This is a genomic window from Actinospongiicola halichondriae, from assembly GCF_049103745.1.
Lineage (GTDB): Bacteria > Actinomycetota > Acidimicrobiia > Acidimicrobiales > Salinilacustritrichaceae > Salinilacustrithrix > Salinilacustrithrix halichondriae.
The window spans coordinates 3,988,619-4,008,101 of sequence record NZ_CP171622.1; the positions used below are offsets into that span (position 1 = coordinate 3,988,619).

A 19,483-nucleotide genomic window follows, 5' to 3' on the forward strand; every position below is an offset into this window, starting at 1 on the left:
GATGGCGACGATCTCGATGATCGTGCCGATGCACACGGCGGGAGCCGGTGTGCCGGCGACCATCAACGTCGACACCACGGACGACGAGGTCAACGACGACGGGGACTGCTCGCTGCGCGAAGCCGTGATCTCGGCCAACGACAACGTTGCGATCGACGACTGCGAGAAGGGCGAAGACGCCGACATCATCGTCATCCCGGCCGGTACCTATGTCTTGGGGATCACCCAGGACTCCGACGGAGACGACGACGTGAAGGGCGACCTCGACGTCTACGACGCCGTCACCCTGCAGGGTGCCGGCGCGGCATCGACGGTCATCGACGCCAACGGCATCGACCGGGTCATCGAAACCAATGGTGACGGCATCATCGAGGTCGTCATCGATGGTCTGACCATCACCGGCGGCGACACCACCGAGTTCGGCGGCGGAAGCGGCGGCGGTATCGCCGCCAACGACACGGCGCTGACCGTGCGTGATTCGGTGGTGACCGAGAACGAGGCCAATGGGGGCGGCGGTGGCATCGACAGCGACAACGACGACAGCGGCCTGCTACTCGAACGATCGGTCGTGAGCAACAACACCGCGAGCTCCGAGGGCGGAGGCATCCGCCAGGACAACGACGACACGTCGTTGACCGTCGTCGACAGCACGATCAGCGGGAACACGGCCGCTCGGGGTGGCGGCGTCCATGTCGACAACTTCGCAGTCGTGTCGATCGAGGGTTCCACGATCTCCGGCAACTCGGCGACGGGGGACTTCGGCGACACCCAGAGATTCCGCGGCGACGGACCCGAGTGCGGCTACGGCGGCGGGTTCAGCCAGGACGACGGCGACTCCGAGGGCAACACCATCGTGAACTCGACGTTCAGTGGCAACGTCGCAGACTGCGGCGGCGGCGGCCTGCACATGGTCGCCACGACCCAACTGACCAACGTCACGATCTTCGGAAACTCCTCGCCCGATGCTGGCAACGTGCTCTTCGAGCCGTGGGACGACGCAAAGGCGACGTTCGTCAACTCGATCGTGGCCGAGCCCCTGCTCGGCGACGACTGTCTCACCATGGACGATGCCATCGTCTCGGCTGGCGGCAACATCCAGTCCGACGACACGTGCGGGTTCGATGAAGCGTCGGATCAGACCGTCGCCGACGTGATGCTCGGCGCCCTCGCCGACAACGGCGGCGCCACGATGACGCACCTCCCCCTCGAGGGTTCGGCCGCCATCGACGGAGCGCTCGACGATCCGTGCCCCGAGGTCGACCAGCGCGACCTCTCCCGTCCGATCGACGGTGATGCCGACGGCACGACGGCCTGTGACGTCGGCGCGGTCGAGGTGCGGACTCCGGTCCCGGACACCACGCCGACCACCGAGCCCGACGGCGACGTCGGCGCCAACGCAGAGACGCCGGCCGCCCAGCCGACCGTGGCATCGCCCGTCTACACCGGCTGATGTCGTGACCTGAGCCCGGCGGCGGAGTCGCCGCCGGGCCCTCAGGTCGATCCAGGTCAGATACGGAGGGTGACGGTGGTCTCGACCGGTTCGGCGTCACCGTCCGGCGCCTCGTCGGCGTCGGACGTCTCCGCTCGTTCCGCCTGTCGCAGCAGACGCCAGATGCCTCGACCCAACAGGTCGAGTTCGGTCGAGGTGTAGCGCTCGCCCCCGAAGCGTCGAGCAGTCGCCGTCTGGGCGGCGAGCATGTCTGCGTCCTGGCGCATGATCTTGGGACCGCGGGCCCGTACGACGGCCCCGGCGATCGATGCGGGGAGTGGCGACGAGTAGTCGAGGACGAACCACGCTCGCGTCCGGAACGGGGCCATGGGTAGATGCAGGATCGTGTTGAAGATCCGGATCCAGCCGTCGACGCCGTACTCGATCTGCGCGATGCCCGGCAGGAAGAAGCGGTCCCAATGATCGAAGGTCTTCTCGGTCTGCGAGCGGTCGAGTGTCAGGGGACCGAAGCCGAGCGGTTCGCCGACGTATTGGACCTCGAGTCCGTCGGGCAGTTCCCGCCGGATCGCCGTGATCTCCCGTGGCTCCTTGCGGCCCCGGAAGATCCCGCCGTGCAGGAACGCGGTGTGGGGGACGTCGAGTGCGTTCTCGATCGAGGCGTGCATGGTCGACTCGACATCGCACACGAACACCGTCCGGCCCACGCGCCGATCGTCGAGGGCGGGGAGGGCGAACGGCCGTCCGGCGGGTTCGCCACCCGGCTCGCCCCAGATCCAGACGAAGCCATCCGACTCGGTCACCGCGAAGGACGGAACCGCACGGTTGGGTGCGGCGGCGTCGGCATCGAGACCCGGCACGTCGGTGCACGTCCCGGCACCGTCGAAGCACCACCCGTGGTAGCCGCACTGGAGTGAACCGTCGCTCGCGACGCGACCGAGGCTGAGCGGTGCGTTGCGGTGCGGGCATCGGTCGACGAGCGCGTGCGGCGCGCCGGCGCCGTCGCGGAACACGACGACCGGCGTCTCCATCAACTCGACGGCGAGCGGCTTCGACCCGAGATCCGACGACTGGCACGCGGGGTACCAGTGCCGACGCGGGAAGGCGACGGAGTAGCGACCCTCAGCATCCATGGGTGACCATTGTGGAGCACACCGGCCGACAACGTCACGGGAGACCGCCATGTCCGCAGTCAAGGACGCCATCGCCAAGGGCTTCAACGTCTTCCACCGCACCCTCTACGACCTGTCGAAGGGCAAGGTCGGCGGCACCGGGTTGGGCATGCCGGTCCTCAAGCTGACCACCACGGGTGCGAAGTCGGGCCAGAAGCGCACGGTCATGCTCACCAGCCCGATCGAGGTCGACGGGAACCCGGTCATCGTCGCCAGTTACGGCGGCGACGACCGCAGCCCCGCCTGGTTCCACAACCTCAAGGCCGACCCGGCGTGCGAGGTGACGATCCACGGCCAGACCACGACGATGACGGCCCGCATCCCGGACTCCGTCGAGCGCGACGACCTCTGGATGCGGTTGACGGAGAAGCACGACAACTACGCCGGCTACCAGACCAAGACCGACCGTACGATCCCGGTGGTCGTCCTCGAGTCGTGATGCTCCTAGCCTCGTCGAGATGACGGGCACCAAGACCACCCCCTCCGGCATCGAGTTCCTCCGGACCCCCGACGAACGGTTCGCCGAACTCCCGGGCTACCCGTTCCCGGCCAACTTCGTCAGCGTCGACGGACTCCGCATGCACTTCGTCGACGAGGGCCCGTCCGACGGTCCGGTGGTGTTGCTGCTCCACGGCGAGCCGTCGTGGTCGTATCTCTACCGCCACATGATCCCGGTGTTGACCGCAGCGGGCTACCACTGCATCGCTCCCGACCTCATCGGCTTCGGCAAATCGGACAAGCCGGTCGACCGGTCGGCGTACACGTACGACGGACACGTCGCCTGGTTGCGGTCCTTCGTCGAGGCTCTCGATCTCCGCGAGATCACGCTGTTCTGCCAGGACTGGGGCGGGCTCCTCGGTCTGCGACTGGTGGCGGAGACCGACCGCTTCGCGCGTGTGGTCGCCGCCAACACCACGCTGCCGGTCCTGCGTGGGGTCGAGTTCCCACCGTTCGACCCGGACCCCGATGCAATGGTCGACTTCTCGGGTTTCCTCGAGTGGGTCGCCTACAGTCAGTCGGCCGTCGAGCTCGACGTCGGCGCCGTGATCCAGGCGGGCACCGCCACCGACCTGTCGCCCGCAGTGATGGCGGCCTACGACGCCCCGTTCCCCGACGAGTCGTACCGCGCCGGCGCACGTCAGTTCCCCTTGCTGGTGCCGACCGCACCCGATGCCAACGAGGCGGCCTGGGCGGTGCTCGACGAGTTCGACGGGCCCTTCCTCACGATCTGGGCGACGGCCGATCCGGTCGTGCCGAGCGACCTCGCCGCCCAACTCGTCGAGCGCATCCCCGGAGCGAAGGGACAGCCGCACTCGACGGTCGACGACGCGTTCCACTTCCTGCAGGAGGACCAGGGCGCCGAGATCGCCCGGCGGATGGTCGACTGGCTCAGATGACGGGGGAGCGGCCGCCGCTGGCTCGTTCGGCGGCTGCCAGCAGATCGTCACGGAAGTCGGGGTGGGCGATCGCGGCGAGGGCCTCGCCACGTTGGTGAACCGTGAGGCCCTGGAGTTCGGCGACGCCGTATTCGGTGACGATCGCGTCGACCTGGTGGCGCGGTGTCGTGATCACGGTGCCGGCCTCGAACCACGGCACGATCCGTGAATGAACGGCCTCGCCCGCTCGGTAGGTCGACGGCAGACACAGGATCGATCGGTCGCTGAGCTGGAGCCCGGCCCCGGCCACGAAGTCCTCGTGGCCACCGATCCCCGAGAATTGCTCACCGCTCCGCGTGTCGGCGACGACCTGGCCGTGGATGTCGATGGCGAGGGCGGCGTTGATGCTGATCATGGTGTCGTTCTTGCTGATGATCTCGGGCGAGTTCACGACGTCGACCGGCAAGAACGCGACATCGCGGTTCTCGTGTAGCCAGTCGTAGAGCTCCCGCGTGCCGCCGGCGAACGTCGTGACCGACACTCCGGAGAACTGCCCCTTGTCGGTGTTGGAGACCTTGCCCGCCTCGTGGAGGCGCATGAGTCCGTTGGTGAACATCTCGGAGTGGACGCCGTAGCCGCCGCCGTCGCCTTCCGCGAGGAGCGTGGCGACGACGTTGGGCACCGCGCCGATGCCGGTCTGGAGCGTGGCACCGTCGGGGATCATCTCCGAGACGAAGCGTGCGATCGCCTCCTCGGTCGGGCCTGCGGGTGCGTCCTCGAGCTCGTACGGCATGGCCTCGGACTCGATCAGCACGTCGATCTCGTCGACGTGGAGACGGTGGTGGTGCTCGCCGAACCCGTACGTGACGGGATAGTTGTCGTTGACCTCGACCACGAGGAGCCGATCGGGGTCGGCGCCGGCAGCGTGGTGTTCGGCGACGTTGGCGCCGGCGTGGATCGACAGCGAGCAGTAGCCGTCGGCATCGGGAGGCGCCGCCGCGGTGGCCATCACCCGGGGGGCGATCGATGCCAGCAGCGGCGCGAATCGACGGAAGTCGGCGGGCGCGAACCCGACGTTGGCACCGGCGTCACGCAGCAGTCGTTCGAGCGGCCCGAAGAACCCCGACAGGTAGTGGACGTTGGGATGGTTGAAGAGCTCGGAGAGCACCGTCACCAACGCGCCGAACACGCGGAGGTCTTCCCAGTCCTTCCTCGTCCCCATCGCCTCGAGGAGACCCGCTGGCTGCGCCGGACCGAGCGGCAGCCCGAGACTGTCGGTGGGTCGGAAGAGCTCGATGGCTTCGATGGGCGTGGCTCGGCGCATGGCATCCGGTCTACCCGAACCAGGCCGTCCGGAGTTCTCGTCACCCCTGGTCGACATGATGGGCTGATGGCGATGACGACGGATCCGGCCACCGGCCCAGCCGACGGCGTGCTGCACAAGGTGCGGTCGTTGTTGGCCAAGGCCGAGTCCACCACGTTTCCCGACGAGGCCGAGGCGCTCACCGCCAAGGCCCAGGAGTTGATGGATCGACACGCCATCGATCAGGCGATGGTGTCGGCGGCCGGTGGCGACTCGTCGGCACCGGAGGGTCGCAGGGTGACCATCGAGTCGCCGTACGCACGCGAGAAGTTCCTGCTGCTGGGGGCCACGGCCCGGGCCAACCGGAGCCGAGCTGTGTTCACGCAGCACGAGGGCGTGGCCACGGTCATCGGGTACCCCGAGGACCAGGAGACGATCGAACTGCTCTACACGTCGCTGCTCCTGCAGGCGACCTCCGCGATGTTGCACCGCGGCGACCGCCCGGCAACCCGCACTCGTCGCTACCGCCAGTCGTTCCTCGTGGCGTTCGCGACCCGAGTCGGCCAGCGTCTGGCCGAGGCCGACGCCTCGGTGGTGGCCGATGCCGACCGTGACCACGGAGGGTCGGTGCTCCCGGTGCTCGCCAGCCGCGAGTCGGCGGTCGAGCAACACCTCGCCCGCGAGTTCCCCGACCTGCGCCATCGACAGGTGGTCGTACGTGATGCGGTCGGATGGGGACACGGCACCGCTGCGGCCGAACGCGCCAGCCTGGGCCGCGATGCGCCGTTGCGGGGCAACCGGCGTCGCCGACTCCGACGCGGCTGACCCGCAATGCGTGGCGGTCAGCACGAGCGCGATCGCGTCGACCTCCGGCACGGTCGAAAGCTCGGGTGGCAACATGGCAGCAGATGGATGACTTCCGAGGCTTCCCCGTCGACGAATTGATCGACGATTTCCGCCTGGCCTGCACGTCTCGCGCCATCGACGACCGCGAGATGGCCCTCCAGAAGCACAGCAAGGTCTTCTTCCAGATCTCCGGTGCTGGCCACGAGGCGTTGCTGTTGGCCCTGGCCCGCATGCTGCGTCCGGGGTCGGACTGGTTCTTCCCGTACTACCGCGACCTCGCGCTGGTCCTCGGCCTGGGGGTCACACCGACCGAGGTCCTGATGCAGGCCGTCGGTTCGGCCGACGACCCGGCATCGGGTGGCCGGCAGATGCCCGCCCACTGGGGGCATCGCGACAAGCACATCGTCACGCAGTCGAGCCCCACCGGGAGCCAGTGCATCCCCGCCGTCGGGTGTGCCGAAGCAGGTCGCTACATCGGGCGCACGCCGGACCTCGGCCACCTGGCAGCGGTCGGCGACGAGGTCACCTATGTCTCGCTCGGTGAGGGCGCCACCTCGGAGGGCGAGTTCTGGGAGTCGTTGAACACGGCGTGCACGTTGCACCTCCCGGTCGTCTACGTCGTCGCCGACAACGGGTTCGCGATCTCGGTCCCGGTCTCGGACCAGTCGCCGGCGCCGGTGTCGGAGATGGTCCGGGGGATGCGAGGACTCGAGGTCCTGCGTCTCGACGGCACCGACTACTTCGAGGTGCGCGAGCGCGCGGCCGACGGCATCGCCCACGTCCGGGCCGGCGTCGGGCCGTTGCTGATCCACGCCGACGTGACCCGGCCCTACTCCCACTCCGCCGCCGACACGCAGTCCAAGTACCGCTCCGAACGCGAACTCGCCGACGAGGCCGAGCGCGACCCGATCGGCCGACTCGAGCACGCGCTGGTCCACGGCGGCGTCCTCAGCCCGACCGAAGCGTCCGACATCCGGACCGAGGCTCGCGACACGGTCGCCGCTGCTGCGAAGGAAGCGCTCGCCGCGGCACGTCCCGACCCGGCGACGATCACCGACCACGTGGTCGCCATGCCCGAGATCCCCGTCCCGGCCGACCCGCCGGCGGAGGGTGAGCCGGTGGCGATGGGCGCGGCCATCGGCGCGGTGCTCCACGAGCAGATGGCATCGAACTCCCGCATCCGGGTGTTCGGTGAAGACGTCGCCGACGCCCGCGAGGTCGTGCTGGCCAACGTCGAGGGCAAGGGCGGCGTGTTCGGCACGACGCACGGCCTCCAGCGGGAGTTCGGCATGGCCCGCTGCTACAACACGCCGCTCGCCGAGGCGAACATCATCGGGCGTGCCGTCGGCCAGGCCGTGCGTGGACTCCACCCCGCCCCGGAGATCCAGTTCTTCGACTACATCTGGCCCGCCATGCAACAGATCAAGAGCGAAGCGGCCACGGTCCGCTGGCGCTCGAATGGTGCGTGGTCGGCCCCGATGGTGATCCGGGTCCCCATCGGCGGCTACCTCACCGGCGGATCGATCTGGCACAGCCAGTGCGGCGAGTCGATCTTCGCCCACGTCCCCGGGCTGCTCATCGCGTTCCCGTCACGAGCGCGGGATGCTGCCGGCCTGTTGCGCGGAGCGTTCCTCCACGACGACCCCGTCCTCTTCCTCGAACACAAGCATCTTCTCCGCCAGCCCTACGCCAAGGACCCCCTGCCGCCGGTCGACTACGTCCTGCCGTTCGGCAAGGGCGACATCCGGCGCGCCGGCGACGACCTGACGATCATCTCGTGGGGAGCGACCGTCCAGAAGTCGCTCGTCGCCGCGGCGCAGGTGACCGAGGAGACGGGTCGCACGATCGAGGTCATCGACCTGCGCACCATCACCCCCTGGGATCAGGAGTTGGTCGCCGAGTCGATCGCCAAGACCAGCCGGGCGTTGGTCGTCCACGAAGACGTGATGACGGCCGGCTTCGGCGCCGAGATCGCTGCATGGATCGGCAGCGAGTGCTTCTGGTCGCTCGACGCCCCGGTCCGCCGCGTCGCCGCCCTCGACACCCACGTGCCCTACGAGCCCTCGCTCGAGGCCGCGGTCCTCCCGCAGGTCGACGACATCGCCGCGGCTGCGGCCGCGCTGCTCGCCACCTGATCCGACGGTCAGTGCGCCCTGACGGCGGGGATGACCTCGTCGAGGTAGGCGTCGAGCGCTTCGGCATCCCACGGGGCACGGAGGGCGACGTTGACGCCGGTGGCGCCGGCAGCCTGGTACTCGAGGATCCGCTCCACGGCCTGGTCCGGGGTGCCGTTGAGTCCGCCGCCGAGCACGCGGGGGAGGATGTCCGGTCCCCACTGCGCTTCGAGGCGGTCACGGGCGGCAGCGGCAGCGGCCTCGTCGGCCCCCAGGTTGAACGTCAGGTTGATGACCCGCTTGACCTCGCCAGGGTCCCGGTCGATCCGCTCGCATGCCGCATCGAGGATGCCGTTGAGTCGCTGGAACTCCTCCGGCGGCACGTAGGCGGCGTTCCACCCGTCGGCGTGGGCCGCGACGATTGGGAGCGTGCGCTTCTCGCCGACACCACCGATCCAGATCGGGAGGTGGTCCTGCACCGGTGCCGGGAGGCACGAGGCGTCGACGGTCTCGAACCATTCGCCCTTGTGGGTGGTGCGTGCCTCGTTCGGGTCGAGCAGCCGTCGGATGAGCGGCGCCGCCTCCTCGAGCATGTCGAGGCGCTTGCCGTCACGGGGGAAGTCGTAGCCGAACGCCTTGGCCTCCGGCGCGTGCCACCCGGCTCCGAGCCCGAGTTCGAACCGACCGCCCGAGATGTGGTCAAGCGTCGTGGCGGCCTTCGCGATGACGCCGGGGTTGCGATAGCCGACGTAGAAGACCAGGCAGCCGATGCGGGCATGCGTGGTCTCGGCGCAGAGCGCACCGAGCGTCGCGATCGCCTCGAAGTGGTCGACGGTCCCGCCTTCGGGCGGTGCCTCGTAGAGGTGGTCCCACACCGAGATCCAGTCGACGCGGGCTTCATCGAGCCGCCGCCACGTCGTCCGGAGTTCGTCCATGGTCATGTTCTGCTGTCCGACGTGGGCGCCGAGTGCGATCGAGGTCATGGCCGCAGTTCAGCACGCGAACGCCCGGTCGGTGGCGGAGATGGCTGCGGAGACGCCGGGGTAGGGAGTCGGCCGAACGACGAAGGGCGATTCTCATGGGCACCGACCAGCTCACCGACACCGACGAAGAAGACGTTGCCGAACGGGCGGGGCAGGCCGGTCTGGCGGTGCGCGGCGTGCTCTACCTGGTGTCAGCGCTCCTGACGGTCCGCATCGCGTTCGGCTCGTCGTCGGACGAGGAGGGGCCCGGCAAGAAGGGCGCGCTCGAGTCGGTCGCGCAGCAGTCGTTCGGTCGGATCGCGCTCGTCGTCCTCGCCGTGGGACTCGCCGGCTACGCGGTGTGGCGCTTCATCGCCGCATGGAAGTACGACGGCGACGGCGACGACTCCGAGCTGAAGGTGTGGAGGAAGCGGATCGCCTACGTGGGTCGTGGCCTGGTCTACGTCGCGGCCTTCACCACCGCGGTCTCCTTGATCCTCGACAGCGACACCGGGTCGGAGCAGTCGAACAAGGGCGAGAGCGGCGACGACATCGAACGGGTCTTCGATCTCCCGGCCGGTCGATGGATCGTCCTCGCCATCGGACTCGGTGTGCTCGCCGCCGCCGTCTACAACGGCTATCGAGCGCTCAGCGGCAAGTACCGCGAGAAGTGGGAGGACGACATGTCGCGCACCGAGCGCCGTTGGGCGATCGTCGTCTCCGAGATGGGACTCGTCGGCCACATGGCCGTCTTCGGCCTGATCGGCTTCTTCCTCACCCGGGCAGCGATCGAGTACGACCCCGACGAGCCCGAGAGCCTCGATCAGGCGGTCCGGGCCCTCGCCGACACGTCGTTCGGAACGACGGCGTTGCTTGCGCTGGCGGCAGGCATGGTCGCCTACGCCGCCTTCAGCTTCGTCGAGGCTCGGTGGCGGGTCCTGGTCGAATGACGCTCGTCCGGCGACTCGCCGTCGCTGCCCTCGTCGTCTCCGGTCTCGGCCTGCTGCTGTCGTTGGTGGTCCGGATCGGCAGCGTCGCAGATGCCGACCGGGCCGCGACCCGATGGCTCCACGATCGGGCGATCGAGAGCGATGCGGTCTCGCGGTTCGCGCTCGACGTGACCGCGATCGGGAATCCGTTGACCCTGACGGCGTTCGTGGTGATCACTGCGGGCTGGCTGCTCTTCCACCGACGCGGTCGCGCCGCGGTCTGGTTGGTCGCGGTCACCCTGGTCGCCTCGGTGGTCGAGTCGTTGCTGAAGGTCGTCGTCGGTCGGGCACGACCCGACTTCGACTCGGTCTTCCTCGAACCGGTCACCCGCAGCTTTCCGTCCGGCCACGCCATGAACACCACCGTCGTGCTCGGTGCGATCGCCGTCGCCGTGGTGACCTCGGCGACGTCGCGCCGGTCGGGAGTGGTCCCGCTCGCAGCCGCGGTGGCAGCGATCGTCGCCTTCGCGGTCGGGACGAGTCGCCCGATCCTCGGCGTCCACTTCGTCAGCGACGTGGTCGCCGGCTGGGCCCTCGGAGTGATCTGGCTGCTCGTCACCAGGCCACGAGCCGATGACGACGTCGACCGCGAGGTCAGCGCTGAGCAGGTACCCGCTTCGGCGTGAGCTGGAAGTCGTCGAGGCGAGCGTGGTTGGTGCGCCGGCGGTACTCGGTCGTGCGCCCGACCCAGTTGTTGGTGACCTTGCCGCCCTGCAGGTACCAACTGTCCTCGATCAGGACCCATGCCGAGTCGGCGAGTCGCTCGGCGAGTTCGTCGTTGTAGGCCTGCTGGACGTCAGCTCGGACCTCGACGGCCTGGATCGAGTCGCGCGCCATCTGGTGGAACAGCGACAGCAGGTAGCGCGCCTGCGACTCGATCATGAGGACGATCGACGAGTGGCCGAGGTTCGTGTTCGGTCCGTACATGAAGAACAGGTTCGGGAATCCGTTGACGCTGATCCCGAGGTGGGCCTGGGGGCCGTCGGCCCATTCGTCGTTCAGGTCGCGACCGTCCGTACCGGTGACCCGCATCGGCGTCAGGAAGTCCTGGGTGTGGAAGCCGGTCCCGACCACGATGACGTCGACCGGGTGTTCGGTGACCTCGCCGTCGGCCGACGTGGTGACGATCGCGTCGCCGGTCACCTTGGTGATGGGCGCGGCCTCGATGGCGATGTCGTACTCCTCGATCGACTCGTAGAAGTCGTCGGAGAACAGGATGCGCTTCGCCCCCATCGGGTAGTCGGGGGTCAGCAGCGCTCGCTTGGCCGGATCGGACACCGTGTCGTGCAGATGTTTGCTCGACAGCTTCTGGCCGAGCTCCCGGATGCGCGAGTCCTTGCGCATGAGCGAGAACGAGACGATGTCGGAGCGGAACCACAAGGAGAAGCGGCGAAGGTTGCGGGCGACCCGGCTGCGCCGGATCAGAGACTTCTCGAAGTCGGAGTAGTCGCGGTCGTTCTTCGGGACGATCCAGTTCGGCGTCCGCTGGAAGATCGTGACCTGCTCGGCCTCCTTGGCGACCTGGGGCACGTACTGGATGGCGCTGGCCCCGCAACCGATCGTGGCCACGTGCTTGCCGGTGAGGTCGACGTCGTGATCCCACTCGGCCGAATGGAAGACCGGCCCACCGAACGAGTCGAGGCCGTCGATCGCCGGCCAGCGAGGTCGGCTGAGCTGGCCGGTCGCGGAGACGACGGCGTCGAAGCGGTGGGTCTCGCCGCCGGCGTCGGCGCCCCCGTTGACGTCGACGTCCCATGCGCCGGCATCGTCGTCGTAGCGCGCCTCGGTGACGGTCGAATCGAAGCGGAGATGTGGCCGGAGGTGATACGTGTCGACGCAGTGTTCGAGATACGACTTGATGACCGGCTGGTGCGACCACTTGTTGGGCCAGTCGAAGTTCTCGAACGAGTACGAGTAGAGCGCCGAGGGGATGTCGCACTCGGCGCCGGGGTAGGTGTTGGCCCGCCACGTGCCCCCGACCTCGTCGGCCTTCTCGAAGATCGTGAAGGTGTCGATGCCCTGCCGCTTCAGCTGGATCCCGAGCCCGAGGCCGGCGAAGCCCGACCCGATGATGGCGATCCGTGGCACGAGTTTCTCCCGAGGGTGTGGCGATACGACTTGGCAACGACCGTATCCTGAATTGGCGCTCAGACGCATTCGCGCACGTGTCCGAAGACACACGAGACTTCCCGCGACGGCAGTAGGAGGTGCGGGCTCCGCCGTCGAAACGTCTGATGTGTCTGGGATGTCCGATTCGGACGAAGTCGTGCTCGAGAACGGGCCGGAATCGCGGTTCGTCGTGCAAGCGATCGATGCGATCCTGCGCGCCGACATCGTGTCGGCGCGTCTCGCGCTGATCGACGCCGCCGATCTGGTCGGTTGGGCGGCCGTGGCCCATCGCCTCGACGTCGTCGGCCATGCGCTGGCCGCCGATGCAGGGATGACCGAGGGGTCGGTTCCCGACGAGATCGACCTCGTCCCCGAGGTGATCGCCTCGACGCTCGCGTCGTCGACCACGGGGACCCACGATCTGCTGGCCCGTTGGTGTCACGGTGTCGACGATGTCGACGCGCTCCCACTCGACGAGGTCTGGCCGTCGTTGGCGCTCGTGGCGTGGATGGTCGACCGGGCGGGATACCCGGCCGAAGTCGTGGTCTGAGCCCGCTGGCGCCGATCCAGGGCAGGGGCCGACATCGAGGGAGATCGACCGGTACTCTCCATCGGCGTGAGCACCGACGAGGGCAGTGGTCAGGTCGGCCTCGAGAACCCGTTCCGGGGGACGGCACGCCGCCTCGCCGTGGTTGCCGAGGACGAACCAGGCATCCGATCGCTGATCGTCTCCCTGTTGACCATCGACGGGTGGGAGGTGCACGCCACCGACACCGGTGCCAACGTCGCCGACCTCCTGGACGAGTTCAGCCCCGTGCTGTGTCTCCTCGACGTGATGATGCCGGGCAAGGACGGCGTCGAGGCGATGGAGGAGGGACGCCGACGGGGCCACGGGGCCGAAGACGGCACCGTCTACGTGATGCTCACCGCGCTCGGCGGACCCGACGACGTGATGCGCGGTGTGATCTCGGGCGCCGACGACTACATCACCAAGCCCTTCGACGTCGACGATCTGTCCGATCGCGTCGTCCGCTGGTGTGAAGCGACCGGGTGGGAACTGATCGACGCTGAGCATCCCGGCACCGTCCACGAGCACCTGCAGTACTGATGCGATGACCGAGTCGACGCGAACGCCCCGGCGCCGACGCGGCACCCCGCTGACGGCGACGCGGACCGACGACTCGTTGGTGGCGTCGTTCCAGGAGAGTCGCGATCGCGACGCGGTGAACGAGCTGCTCCGTCGACACGAAGGCCTCGTCCTCTCGGTCGCGAGGAAGTACTTCGTGCCGGGTGGCGACCACGAAGACGTGCGCCAGCAGGCGATGATCGGCTTCTGGAAGGCGGTCCGCGACTACTCCGAGACCGCTGGCGCGGCGTTTCCCAGCTTCGCCCGGACGTGCATGCAGCGCCAGGTGATCACCGCGGTCAAGGCGGCCAACCGGATGAAACATGCCCCGCTCACCGAGTCGGATCGGATCGCGCACCACGACACCGAACACGACGAGGACCGTGGGGCCGTGACCCAACTCCCGTCGGTGAGCCACGAGGACGCGGCGCTCGACCGGATGAGCATGGACGACAGCGGCGGGATGCCGTTCGGTCTGTCGGAGATCGAGGGACTGCTCGAGGCGTACGGCCATGACGCGGTGCACGAGATCCTCCGCGTGCACTTCGAGGGCAAGAGTGCTCGGCGCAAGAAGAACGAGCCGGACCGGCTCTCGGAGAACGAGGCCCACGTTCTCGTCGGGATGCTGAGCGGCAAGAAGTACCGCGAGATCGCCGATCAGATGGGCCGTACCGAGAAGTTCGTCGACAACACCGTCCAGCGTCTGCGATCGAAGCTCCGCCACCTGCTCGAGGAGCAGTGAGTCGCTGGCCGATCCCTCAGGGACGGCTGGACCACCACGAATAGCCGAGGATCCCGATCGTCGCGACGATGCCGGCGAGCCAGATCTTGATGATCCCGCCGAGGTCGGGGGTGTCCTGCTCGATGAGCCCAGCGGCGATCGGCGTCGACGTCGTCGAGGGGAGGGACGGCACGGTGGGAGGAGCGGTCGTCGTCGTGGGGAGGCGGGTGGTCGTCGTCGACGGCTGCGACGTGGACGTCGACGTCACGATGGTCGCCGGGGGAGCGGTGGTCGGCGCCGCGGTGGTGGTCGTTGCCGGCGCCTCGGTCGTCGTCGGTGCCGACGTGGTCGGCGCAACCGTGGTCGACACGAGGGTCGTCGGTGGTGCCTCGGTGGTGGTCGGGGTGCCCTGCGCCAGCGCGGCCGCGGTCGGGATCGACAACGAGGCGCAGATCGCGACGATCGTCACGATCAGGGTCGCGGTGGCGCGCACCCGCGTGGTCACAGGCAGTCTCGGCACCAGTCGCCGCCGTCCTCGAACAGTTCAGCCGGTTTGGAGACGAAGCAGCCCATGCACCGACGTTCGGGGGTCGTGGCCTTCGGCGGTCGTGGTGGTGTGCGGGTACGCGGACTCCGTGATGCCGAGCGCACGGGCGGCGACTTCCGGATGTGGGGATCGTCGCCGAGTTCGCCGGCGCAGCACTGTGTCGCCAGCGCGCGGAGGCGTCCGTCGGCGACGTCGTCGAGCGGCTTGCGCTGCTTGGGGATCTGCTCGAGGCGTTCGGGGAGTTGGCTGACGGGGAGTCGGCGACGCCACTCGACCGCGCGCCGGTGGCGTGGCTGCGGTGCGGCGGGGTCGTCGCGGTACTCGTAGTCGCCCGAGACGACGCCACATACGAGGCCCTTCTCCTGCGGATCGGGCATGACGACGATGTCGCCGATCTCGATGCGTCGGACGAAGCTGAGGAACATCGCAGCCTCGGCTTCGTGCGGGGCGGCCTCGGGGTCGGTGGTCATCAAGCGGATGGCCTTGGCACGGTCGACGGTGCGGCCGTCGGGAAGATCGGGGAACTCGACGCCGATGGTCCCGTCGGCGAGGAACGACGCGACTCTGCGGTCTCGATCGCCGCCGCGGATCACCCACACGGTGGCCATCTCCTTGGGGTGGATCATCGTTCGCCCCGCATCACGGGTGAGCGTAGGCGGGCGGTCCGACCGGGGACAGTGTGTGCGCGACTTCACAAGTCGGGCCCCGCACGCCAGGCTGGGCGTGTGCACGTGTGGATCGACCAGGACCTGTGCACGGGCGACGGCCTGTGCACCGACCACTGTCCGGAGATCTTCGTGATCCTCGAGGACGGCATCGCCTACGTGCGCGACGGCATGGACATCGGCAACGACCCGGGTGGTTCCGGCTCGATGGTGCCGGTGGCTCCCGACTTCCAGTCCGACGTGATCGCCTCGGCCGACGACTGCCCGGGCGAGTGCATCTTCATCGAACTCGACAGCACCGACTTCGCCGGAACCGTCGTCTGACCAATCGGCCTCCCCGATCAGCCCGACCCCTTCGCTGTTCTGGGTGCATGTTCGGGACGCGTGGAGTACCGATCGCGCACCCAGAACGAGCTGGTCGAACGCCCCGGAGCTTCTGGGTGCGCGATCGGTAGGTCTGGAGTCCCGATCGCGCACCCAGAACGAGATCGTTGGATGGCGTTCGGACGGACGGTCGGAGCGAGCCGACCCGCCGGTGGTCGTCAGTCGTCGACGACGGTGATGGCGAACTCCGGGCAGTTGTCGGCGCAGAGTTGGGCGTCGGCCTCCTGCGCCGTGGGGATCTCGCCCTCGACCAGCAGCACCGCGAAGCCCTCGTCGTCGGCGTCGAAGAGATCGGGGGCCAGCGCGAAGCAGCGGCCGTGGCCCTGACACGCGTCGTTGTCGAGCTTCAGCTTCACGAGGGGCTCCCGTCGGTGAGGATGCGGATGGGCAGGTTGCGGGGCCCGCGCACCTGGCCGGTCGACCAACGCACGGCGTCGGCATCGGACAGCTCGAAGTCGGGGAAGCGGTCCATCCACTCCTCGATCGCCACGGTGAGTTCCATGCGGGCGAGGTTCGATCCGAGGCAGCGGTGGATGCCGAGGCCGAACGCCGAGTGACGGTTGCGGGCTCGGTCGATGACGAACTCGTCGGCTCGGTCGAACATCTCCGGGTCCCGGTTGGCGGACGGGAACGGCAGGAGAACCCAGTCGTCGACCTTGACCGGGCAGCCACCGATCTCGGTGTCCTCGGCGACGATGCGCGCCATGGTCACCGGACCGTAGAAGCGGAGGAACTCCTCGATGGCGAAGGTGCGGACCGCTGGATCGTCGGTCCAGCGCCGGCGATCGTCGGGGTTCTGCGCCAGGTGCCAGAGGCTCGCGCCGATGGCCGACCACGTGGTGTCGATGCCGGCGATGATCAACAGAGCGATCGTCCCGCGGATGTGGTCGGTGGTGAGCGGCTCGCCTTCCATCTCGGCCGTGAGGAGGAACGAGATGAGGTCGTCGCCGGGTTCCTCGCCTGTGTCGAGCACCGCGCGGCGTGACTCGATGGCGGTCGTCAGGTAGTGGTCGAGCGTCTCGCTCGGGTCCACGGGCGGTGCCTGACCCGGTGCCTCGATGATGCGATGGATGAACCCGCGGAACTTGTCGCCGTCGGTCTCGGGCAGACCGAGCATGGCGGCGATGGCGTGGACGGGGATGTGCTGCGTGTAGGCGACGGCGGCGTCGACGATGTCGGTGCCGGCCTCCACCGCGGCCTCGATCTCGTCCAGCAGCGCACGGCAGTGGGCTCGGGTCCGGGGCTCGAACTCCTTGATCGCCTTCGGAGCGAACGGTGGGAGCAGGAGTCGCCGGGCCTGGTTGTGGAACGGGGGATCGGAGGTGATCGGTGGCGCGTAGCCGACCGGCTTGGGGATGAATGGACGCCAGTCGGTGACGATGATTCCCTGACTCGAGAAGCGATCGGTGTCGTTGGCGATCGCGGCCACGTCCTCGTGACGGGTCGGCAACCAGGCACCACCGAAGCGGTCGGTGTGAGCCACGGGGCACGTCTCGCGCAGCTCGTTCCAGATCTCGGGCGCAGCGGCCGCGTAGTCCGGGTGCGTGTGGTCGAAGTCGGTGGCCCAGTCGGCGACGGGAGGCCGCCCCGTCGCCTCGGCAACCTCGTCGGTGGCGGCGGTTCCAGTGTCAGCGGTGTCGGTCATTGATAACGAACGTTATCGGACGAGTCCGCTGCCGGGCACGTCGGCGTGGCGACAGCCAGAGTGTCGCCGCGCCGGGTTGGCGTCAGCCGGTGAACGTGGGGTTGGCTCGCGTCGCGGTCGCCGGAGCGGCCTGGCCCGTCGGGGTGGTCGTCGGGGTGGTCGGCGTCGAGCCCGTGGTGGTGGTCGTCTCCTCGCACCCGTCTTCGGCGGGGTCGTAGCTGATCACCACGCCGCCGTCGCCGTCGTTGCCGCCGGTCTGGAAGACCGTGCCGGCCGGGCCGAAGCTCGAGCCGCCGCCGCCACCGGCGGCTGCACCGCCGCCGTCGACCACTGCGCCGCCGCCGCCACCACCGAAGTACCCGGCGCCGCCGCCACCCCCGCCACCGTTGTAGTGATCCGGTTCGTTGTCGACGGCTCCGCTACCGCCGTCGCCGCCGGTGAGCGACGCTCCGGCGGTGGCAGTCACGCCGCCGTCGTGGTCGACGCCGGCGGCTCCGCCGGCGGTGTCGGTGCCGCCACCACCACCAGAGGTGCTGGCATCGCTGCCGTCGACGCCGGCGATCCCGACCTCGCCGCCGTTGCCGCCGCTTCCGCCGTCGCCGGCAAATCCTCCGACGCCGCCTCCACCACCGGCGACGAGAAGTGCGGTGGACCCATCGAGAAGCCCGGACATGCCACCGCCTCCGCCGCCGGGTGACTCCTGTTCCTGTGTGAGTCCGCCCTCGCCGCCTCCGCCGATGCCTCCTTCACCGGCAACGCCGTCACCAGCGTCGCCGCCTCGGCCACCGACGAGCACGATCAGTTCGTCGCCAGGGGTGACAGTCACCGTGCCGAACGCGACGGCACCGAGACCGGGGATCGCATCACCTTCGGAGGTGCCTCGGAACAGTCGAGCGCCCCCGGCGTTGCCGTTGTCGCCGCCAGATGCCCCGGCGGCCTCGACGGTGACGGTGCAGATCCCGTCCGGGACCGTCCAGTCGAGGGCGCCGGGGACGTCCCACGTCAACTCGACGGGTTCGTCCGCCTGCCCGCTCGCGACGCCAGGCAGCACGAGCACCGCTGCTGCCGCCGTCGTACCGATTCCCACGATGATCTTGCTGCGTCGCATGTCGTTCTCCTGGGTCCCGCGCTCTGGTCGCGACCGATCTTATGGACGCTCGGCGTCCGGCGCGTCCGATGTCGGCCGGGCAGGCAGAATCGTCGGATGGAGCCGACGCCTCGACTGCGTGTCGGCTGCGCGATGTGGGCCAATCGCGCGTGGGTCGGCCGCACGCTTCCCCGAGCGCTCGCGAGTGGAGACGAACTCGGGGCGTATGCGCGGCTGTGCACGGCGGTCGAGGGCAACACGACGTTCTATGCCGTACCGCCGGCGTCGTCAGTCCGGCGTTGGGACGAGCAGGCGCCGCCGGAGTTCCGGTTCGTCTGCAAGCTCCCGCGCACCATCACCCACGACCAACGACTCCGTGAAGCGGGCGACCTCGTCCGCGAGTTCTGCGAACGGCTCGCACCGCTGGGCGACCGTCTCGGGCCGATCTCGGTCCAACTCCCACCGTCGCTCGGACCCGACGAGTTCGACGTGCTCGAACGGTTCCTCCGTGCCCTCCCTCGTGACTTCCCGTGGGGCGTCGAGCCGCGGCATCCCGACTTCGCCGCCACCGGTGCGGCCGAGGTGGCACTCGACACGCTGCTCCGCGACCTGGGCTTCGACCGGATCATCATCGACACGCGGGCCGTGTTCGCCGGACCGCGGGAGACCCCGGCCGAGATCGAGGCGTTCGAACGGAAGCCGCGCCTGAAGATCCGTCCGGTCGCCACCGCCGGGCAGCCGGTCGTCCGCTTCATCGGCCAGACCGATCCGGAGGCCAACCCGGAGTTCTGGGCGCCGTGGGTCGACCACGTCGTGCGCTGGCTCGACGACGGGTGCGATCCGATCGTCTTTCTCCACACCCCGGACAACGTCGATGCGCCCCTGCTCGCACGACGGTTCCACGACGAGGTGCGGGCCCACGTCCCGACCCTCCCACCGCTCCCCGAACCACTGCCGATCGACCCGCAACTCGACCTCTTCCCCTGACCG

The 19,483-nt window shown here is 68.9% G+C and carries 21 protein-coding genes; 12 read left to right on the forward strand and 9 right to left on the reverse strand.

What is annotated here, in order from left to right:
- Nucleotide 1: 1 nt before the first annotated feature.
- Nucleotides 2-1,450 carry a choice-of-anchor Q domain-containing protein gene (locus AB8619_RS19725; RefSeq protein WP_436794334.1) on the forward strand — a complete coding sequence of 483 codons (1,449 nt, stop codon included), beginning with the start codon at nt 2-4 and terminating at the stop codon, nt 1,448-1,450.
- Between the two features lie 56 nt (nt 1,451-1,506).
- On the opposite strand, the gene AB8619_RS19730 is transcribed toward AB8619_RS19725, so the two are convergent.
- The gene (locus AB8619_RS19730; protein WP_436794335.1) at nt 1,507-2,580 is read right to left on the reverse strand and encodes a Rieske 2Fe-2S domain-containing protein; all 1,074 of its coding nucleotides are present in this window, start codon (nt 2,578-2,580) and stop codon (nt 1,507-1,509) included.
- Between the two features lie 49 nt (nt 2,581-2,629).
- On the opposite strand from AB8619_RS19730, the gene AB8619_RS19735 reads away from it, so the two are divergent.
- Complete coding sequence (locus tag AB8619_RS19735; protein WP_436794336.1) at nt 2,630-3,058, forward strand: nitroreductase family deazaflavin-dependent oxidoreductase; 429 nt, start codon at nt 2,630-2,632, stop codon at nt 3,056-3,058.
- Between the two features lie 49 nt (nt 3,059-3,107).
- Nucleotides 3,108-4,016, forward strand: coding sequence for a haloalkane dehalogenase (locus tag AB8619_RS19740; RefSeq protein ID WP_436796416.1), 909 nt, complete (start codon nt 3,108-3,110; stop codon nt 4,014-4,016).
- On the opposite strand, the gene AB8619_RS19745 is transcribed toward AB8619_RS19740, so the two are convergent.
- Nucleotides 4,009-5,319 carry an acetyl-CoA hydrolase/transferase family protein gene (locus AB8619_RS19745; RefSeq protein WP_436794337.1) on the reverse strand — a complete coding sequence of 437 codons (1,311 nt, stop codon included), beginning with the start codon at nt 5,317-5,319 and terminating at the stop codon, nt 4,009-4,011. The two genes, AB8619_RS19740 and AB8619_RS19745, sit on opposite strands and share 8 nt — an antisense overlap.
- Nucleotides 5,320-5,385: 66 nt before the next feature.
- Here AB8619_RS19745 and AB8619_RS19750 point away from each other — a divergent pair, with 66 nt between their 5' ends.
- Both AB8619_RS19750 and AB8619_RS19755 read left to right on the forward strand, forming a co-directional pair.
- A complete protein-coding gene (locus AB8619_RS19750; protein WP_436794338.1) occupies nt 5,386-6,123 on the forward strand; it encodes a DUF2786 domain-containing protein in 738 nt (245 codons plus the stop codon).
- 83 nt (nt 6,124-6,206) lie between these two features.
- Complete coding sequence (locus AB8619_RS19755) at nt 6,207-8,279, forward strand: alpha-ketoacid dehydrogenase subunit alpha/beta (RefSeq protein WP_436794339.1); 2,073 nt, start codon at nt 6,207-6,209, stop codon at nt 8,277-8,279.
- Between the two features lie 8 nt (nt 8,280-8,287).
- On the opposite strand, the gene AB8619_RS19760 is transcribed toward AB8619_RS19755, so the two are convergent.
- Nucleotides 8,288-9,241, reverse strand: coding sequence for an LLM class flavin-dependent oxidoreductase (locus tag AB8619_RS19760; RefSeq protein WP_436794340.1), 954 nt, complete (start codon nt 9,239-9,241; stop codon nt 8,288-8,290).
- A 95-nt stretch (nt 9,242-9,336) separates the two neighbouring features.
- On the opposite strand from AB8619_RS19760, the gene AB8619_RS19765 reads away from it, so the two are divergent.
- Both AB8619_RS19765 and AB8619_RS19770 read left to right on the forward strand, forming a co-directional pair.
- Nucleotides 9,337-10,170 (forward strand): DUF1206 domain-containing protein, encoded by an 834-nt coding sequence (locus AB8619_RS19765; protein ID WP_436794341.1) that lies wholly within the window; start codon nt 9,337-9,339, stop codon nt 10,168-10,170.
- Nucleotides 10,167-10,835 carry a phosphatase PAP2 family protein gene (locus AB8619_RS19770; protein WP_436794342.1) on the forward strand — a complete coding sequence of 223 codons (669 nt, stop codon included), beginning with the start codon at nt 10,167-10,169 and terminating at the stop codon, nt 10,833-10,835. Before AB8619_RS19765 ends, AB8619_RS19770 begins: the two co-directional genes overlap by 4 nt.
- On the opposite strand, the gene AB8619_RS19775 is transcribed toward AB8619_RS19770, so the two are convergent.
- Nucleotides 10,804-12,297, reverse strand: a complete 1,494-nt coding sequence (locus tag AB8619_RS19775) for a flavin-containing monooxygenase (protein ID WP_436794343.1) — start codon at nt 12,295-12,297, stop codon at nt 10,804-10,806. The genes AB8619_RS19770 and AB8619_RS19775 overlap by 32 nt on opposite strands.
- A gap of 157 nt (nt 12,298-12,454) precedes the next feature.
- Between AB8619_RS19775 and AB8619_RS19780 the strand changes: the two genes are divergently transcribed.
- The 3 genes from AB8619_RS19780 to AB8619_RS19790 all read left to right on the forward strand — a co-directional run bounded on the left by AB8619_RS19780 (nt 12,455) and on the right by AB8619_RS19790 (nt 14,186).
- The gene (locus tag AB8619_RS19780; RefSeq protein ID WP_436794344.1) at nt 12,455-12,868 is read left to right on the forward strand and encodes a hypothetical protein; all 414 of its coding nucleotides are present in this window, start codon (nt 12,455-12,457) and stop codon (nt 12,866-12,868) included.
- Between the two features lie 66 nt (nt 12,869-12,934).
- Nucleotides 12,935-13,426, forward strand: coding sequence for a response regulator transcription factor (locus tag AB8619_RS19785; protein ID WP_436794345.1), 492 nt, complete (start codon nt 12,935-12,937; stop codon nt 13,424-13,426).
- A gap of 4 nt (nt 13,427-13,430) precedes the next feature.
- Nucleotides 13,431-14,186, forward strand: coding sequence for a sigma-70 family RNA polymerase sigma factor (locus AB8619_RS19790; protein WP_436794346.1), 756 nt, complete (start codon nt 13,431-13,433; stop codon nt 14,184-14,186).
- A 16-nt stretch (nt 14,187-14,202) separates the two neighbouring features.
- Here the strand turns inward: AB8619_RS19790 and AB8619_RS19795 are convergent, their stop codons facing one another.
- Entirely contained in the window at nt 14,203-14,685 is a 483-nt protein-coding gene (locus AB8619_RS19795) for a hypothetical protein (protein ID WP_436794347.1), read from the reverse strand.
- Nucleotides 14,667-15,338 (reverse strand): hypothetical protein, encoded by a 672-nt coding sequence (locus AB8619_RS19800; RefSeq protein WP_436794348.1) that lies wholly within the window; start codon nt 15,336-15,338, stop codon nt 14,667-14,669. Before AB8619_RS19800 ends, AB8619_RS19795 begins: the two co-directional genes overlap by 19 nt.
- A 99-nt stretch (nt 15,339-15,437) precedes the next feature.
- On the opposite strand from AB8619_RS19800, the gene AB8619_RS19805 reads away from it, so the two are divergent.
- On the forward strand, nt 15,438-15,701 hold the full coding sequence (locus AB8619_RS19805) for a ferredoxin (protein ID WP_436794349.1): 264 nt from the start codon (nt 15,438-15,440) through the stop codon (nt 15,699-15,701).
- A 218-nt stretch (nt 15,702-15,919) separates the two neighbouring features.
- On the opposite strand, the gene AB8619_RS19810 is transcribed toward AB8619_RS19805, so the two are convergent.
- The 3 genes from AB8619_RS19810 to AB8619_RS19820 form a co-directional block, all read right to left on the reverse strand.
- Nucleotides 15,920-16,117: a ferredoxin gene (locus AB8619_RS19810; RefSeq protein WP_436794350.1), complete on the reverse strand. Its 198-nt coding sequence runs from the start codon at nt 16,115-16,117 to the stop codon at nt 15,920-15,922.
- Nucleotides 16,114-17,406: a cytochrome P450 gene (locus AB8619_RS19815; RefSeq protein WP_436794351.1), complete on the reverse strand. Its 1,293-nt coding sequence runs from the start codon at nt 17,404-17,406 to the stop codon at nt 16,114-16,116. Before AB8619_RS19815 ends, AB8619_RS19810 begins: the two co-directional genes overlap by 4 nt.
- A gap of 82 nt (nt 17,407-17,488) precedes the next feature.
- Nucleotides 17,489-18,514, reverse strand: a complete 1,026-nt coding sequence (locus AB8619_RS19820) for a hypothetical protein (RefSeq protein ID WP_436794352.1) — start codon at nt 18,512-18,514, stop codon at nt 17,489-17,491.
- Nucleotides 18,515-18,610: 96 nt separating this feature from the next.
- On the opposite strand from AB8619_RS19820, the gene AB8619_RS19825 reads away from it, so the two are divergent.
- The gene (locus tag AB8619_RS19825) at nt 18,611-19,480 is read left to right on the forward strand and encodes a DUF72 domain-containing protein (RefSeq protein ID WP_436794353.1); all 870 of its coding nucleotides are present in this window, start codon (nt 18,611-18,613) and stop codon (nt 19,478-19,480) included.
- Nucleotides 19,481-19,483 lie beyond the last annotated feature (3 nt).

Excerpts from the sequence above, each read along its gene's own strand:
- AB8619_RS19725 (WP_436794334.1), top strand. The coding sequence starts at position 2 with ATGGCGACGATCTCGATGATCGTGCCGATGCACACGGCGGGAGCCGGT.
- AB8619_RS19730 (WP_436794335.1), bottom strand. The coding sequence starts at position 2,580 with ATGGATGCTGAGGGTCGCTACTCCGTCGCCTTCCCGCGTCGGCACTGG.
- AB8619_RS19735 (WP_436794336.1), top strand. The coding sequence starts at position 2,630 with ATGTCCGCAGTCAAGGACGCCATCGCCAAGGGCTTCAACGTCTTCCAC.
- AB8619_RS19745 (WP_436794337.1), bottom strand. The coding sequence starts at position 5,319 with ATGCGCCGAGCCACGCCCATCGAAGCCATCGAGCTCTTCCGACCCACC.
- AB8619_RS19750 (WP_436794338.1), top strand. The coding sequence starts at position 5,386 with ATGGCGATGACGACGGATCCGGCCACCGGCCCAGCCGACGGCGTGCTG.
- AB8619_RS19755 (WP_436794339.1), top strand. The coding sequence starts at position 6,207 with ATGGATGACTTCCGAGGCTTCCCCGTCGACGAATTGATCGACGATTTC.
- AB8619_RS19760 (WP_436794340.1), bottom strand. The coding sequence starts at position 9,241 with ATGACCTCGATCGCACTCGGCGCCCACGTCGGACAGCAGAACATGACC.
- AB8619_RS19765 (WP_436794341.1), top strand. The coding sequence starts at position 9,337 with ATGGGCACCGACCAGCTCACCGACACCGACGAAGAAGACGTTGCCGAA.
- AB8619_RS19770 (WP_436794342.1), top strand. The coding sequence starts at position 10,167 with ATGACGCTCGTCCGGCGACTCGCCGTCGCTGCCCTCGTCGTCTCCGGT.
- AB8619_RS19780 (WP_436794344.1), top strand. The coding sequence starts at position 12,455 with ATGTCCGATTCGGACGAAGTCGTGCTCGAGAACGGGCCGGAATCGCGG.
- AB8619_RS19790 (WP_436794346.1), top strand. The coding sequence starts at position 13,431 with ATGACCGAGTCGACGCGAACGCCCCGGCGCCGACGCGGCACCCCGCTG.
- AB8619_RS19800 (WP_436794348.1), bottom strand. The coding sequence starts at position 15,338 with ATGATCCACCCCAAGGAGATGGCCACCGTGTGGGTGATCCGCGGCGGC.
- AB8619_RS19815 (WP_436794351.1), bottom strand. The coding sequence starts at position 17,406 with ATGACCGACACCGCTGACACTGGAACCGCCGCCACCGACGAGGTTGCC.
- AB8619_RS19820 (WP_436794352.1), bottom strand. The coding sequence starts at position 18,514 with ATGCGACGCAGCAAGATCATCGTGGGAATCGGTACGACGGCGGCAGCA.
- AB8619_RS19825 (WP_436794353.1), top strand. The coding sequence starts at position 18,611 with ATGGAGCCGACGCCTCGACTGCGTGTCGGCTGCGCGATGTGGGCCAAT.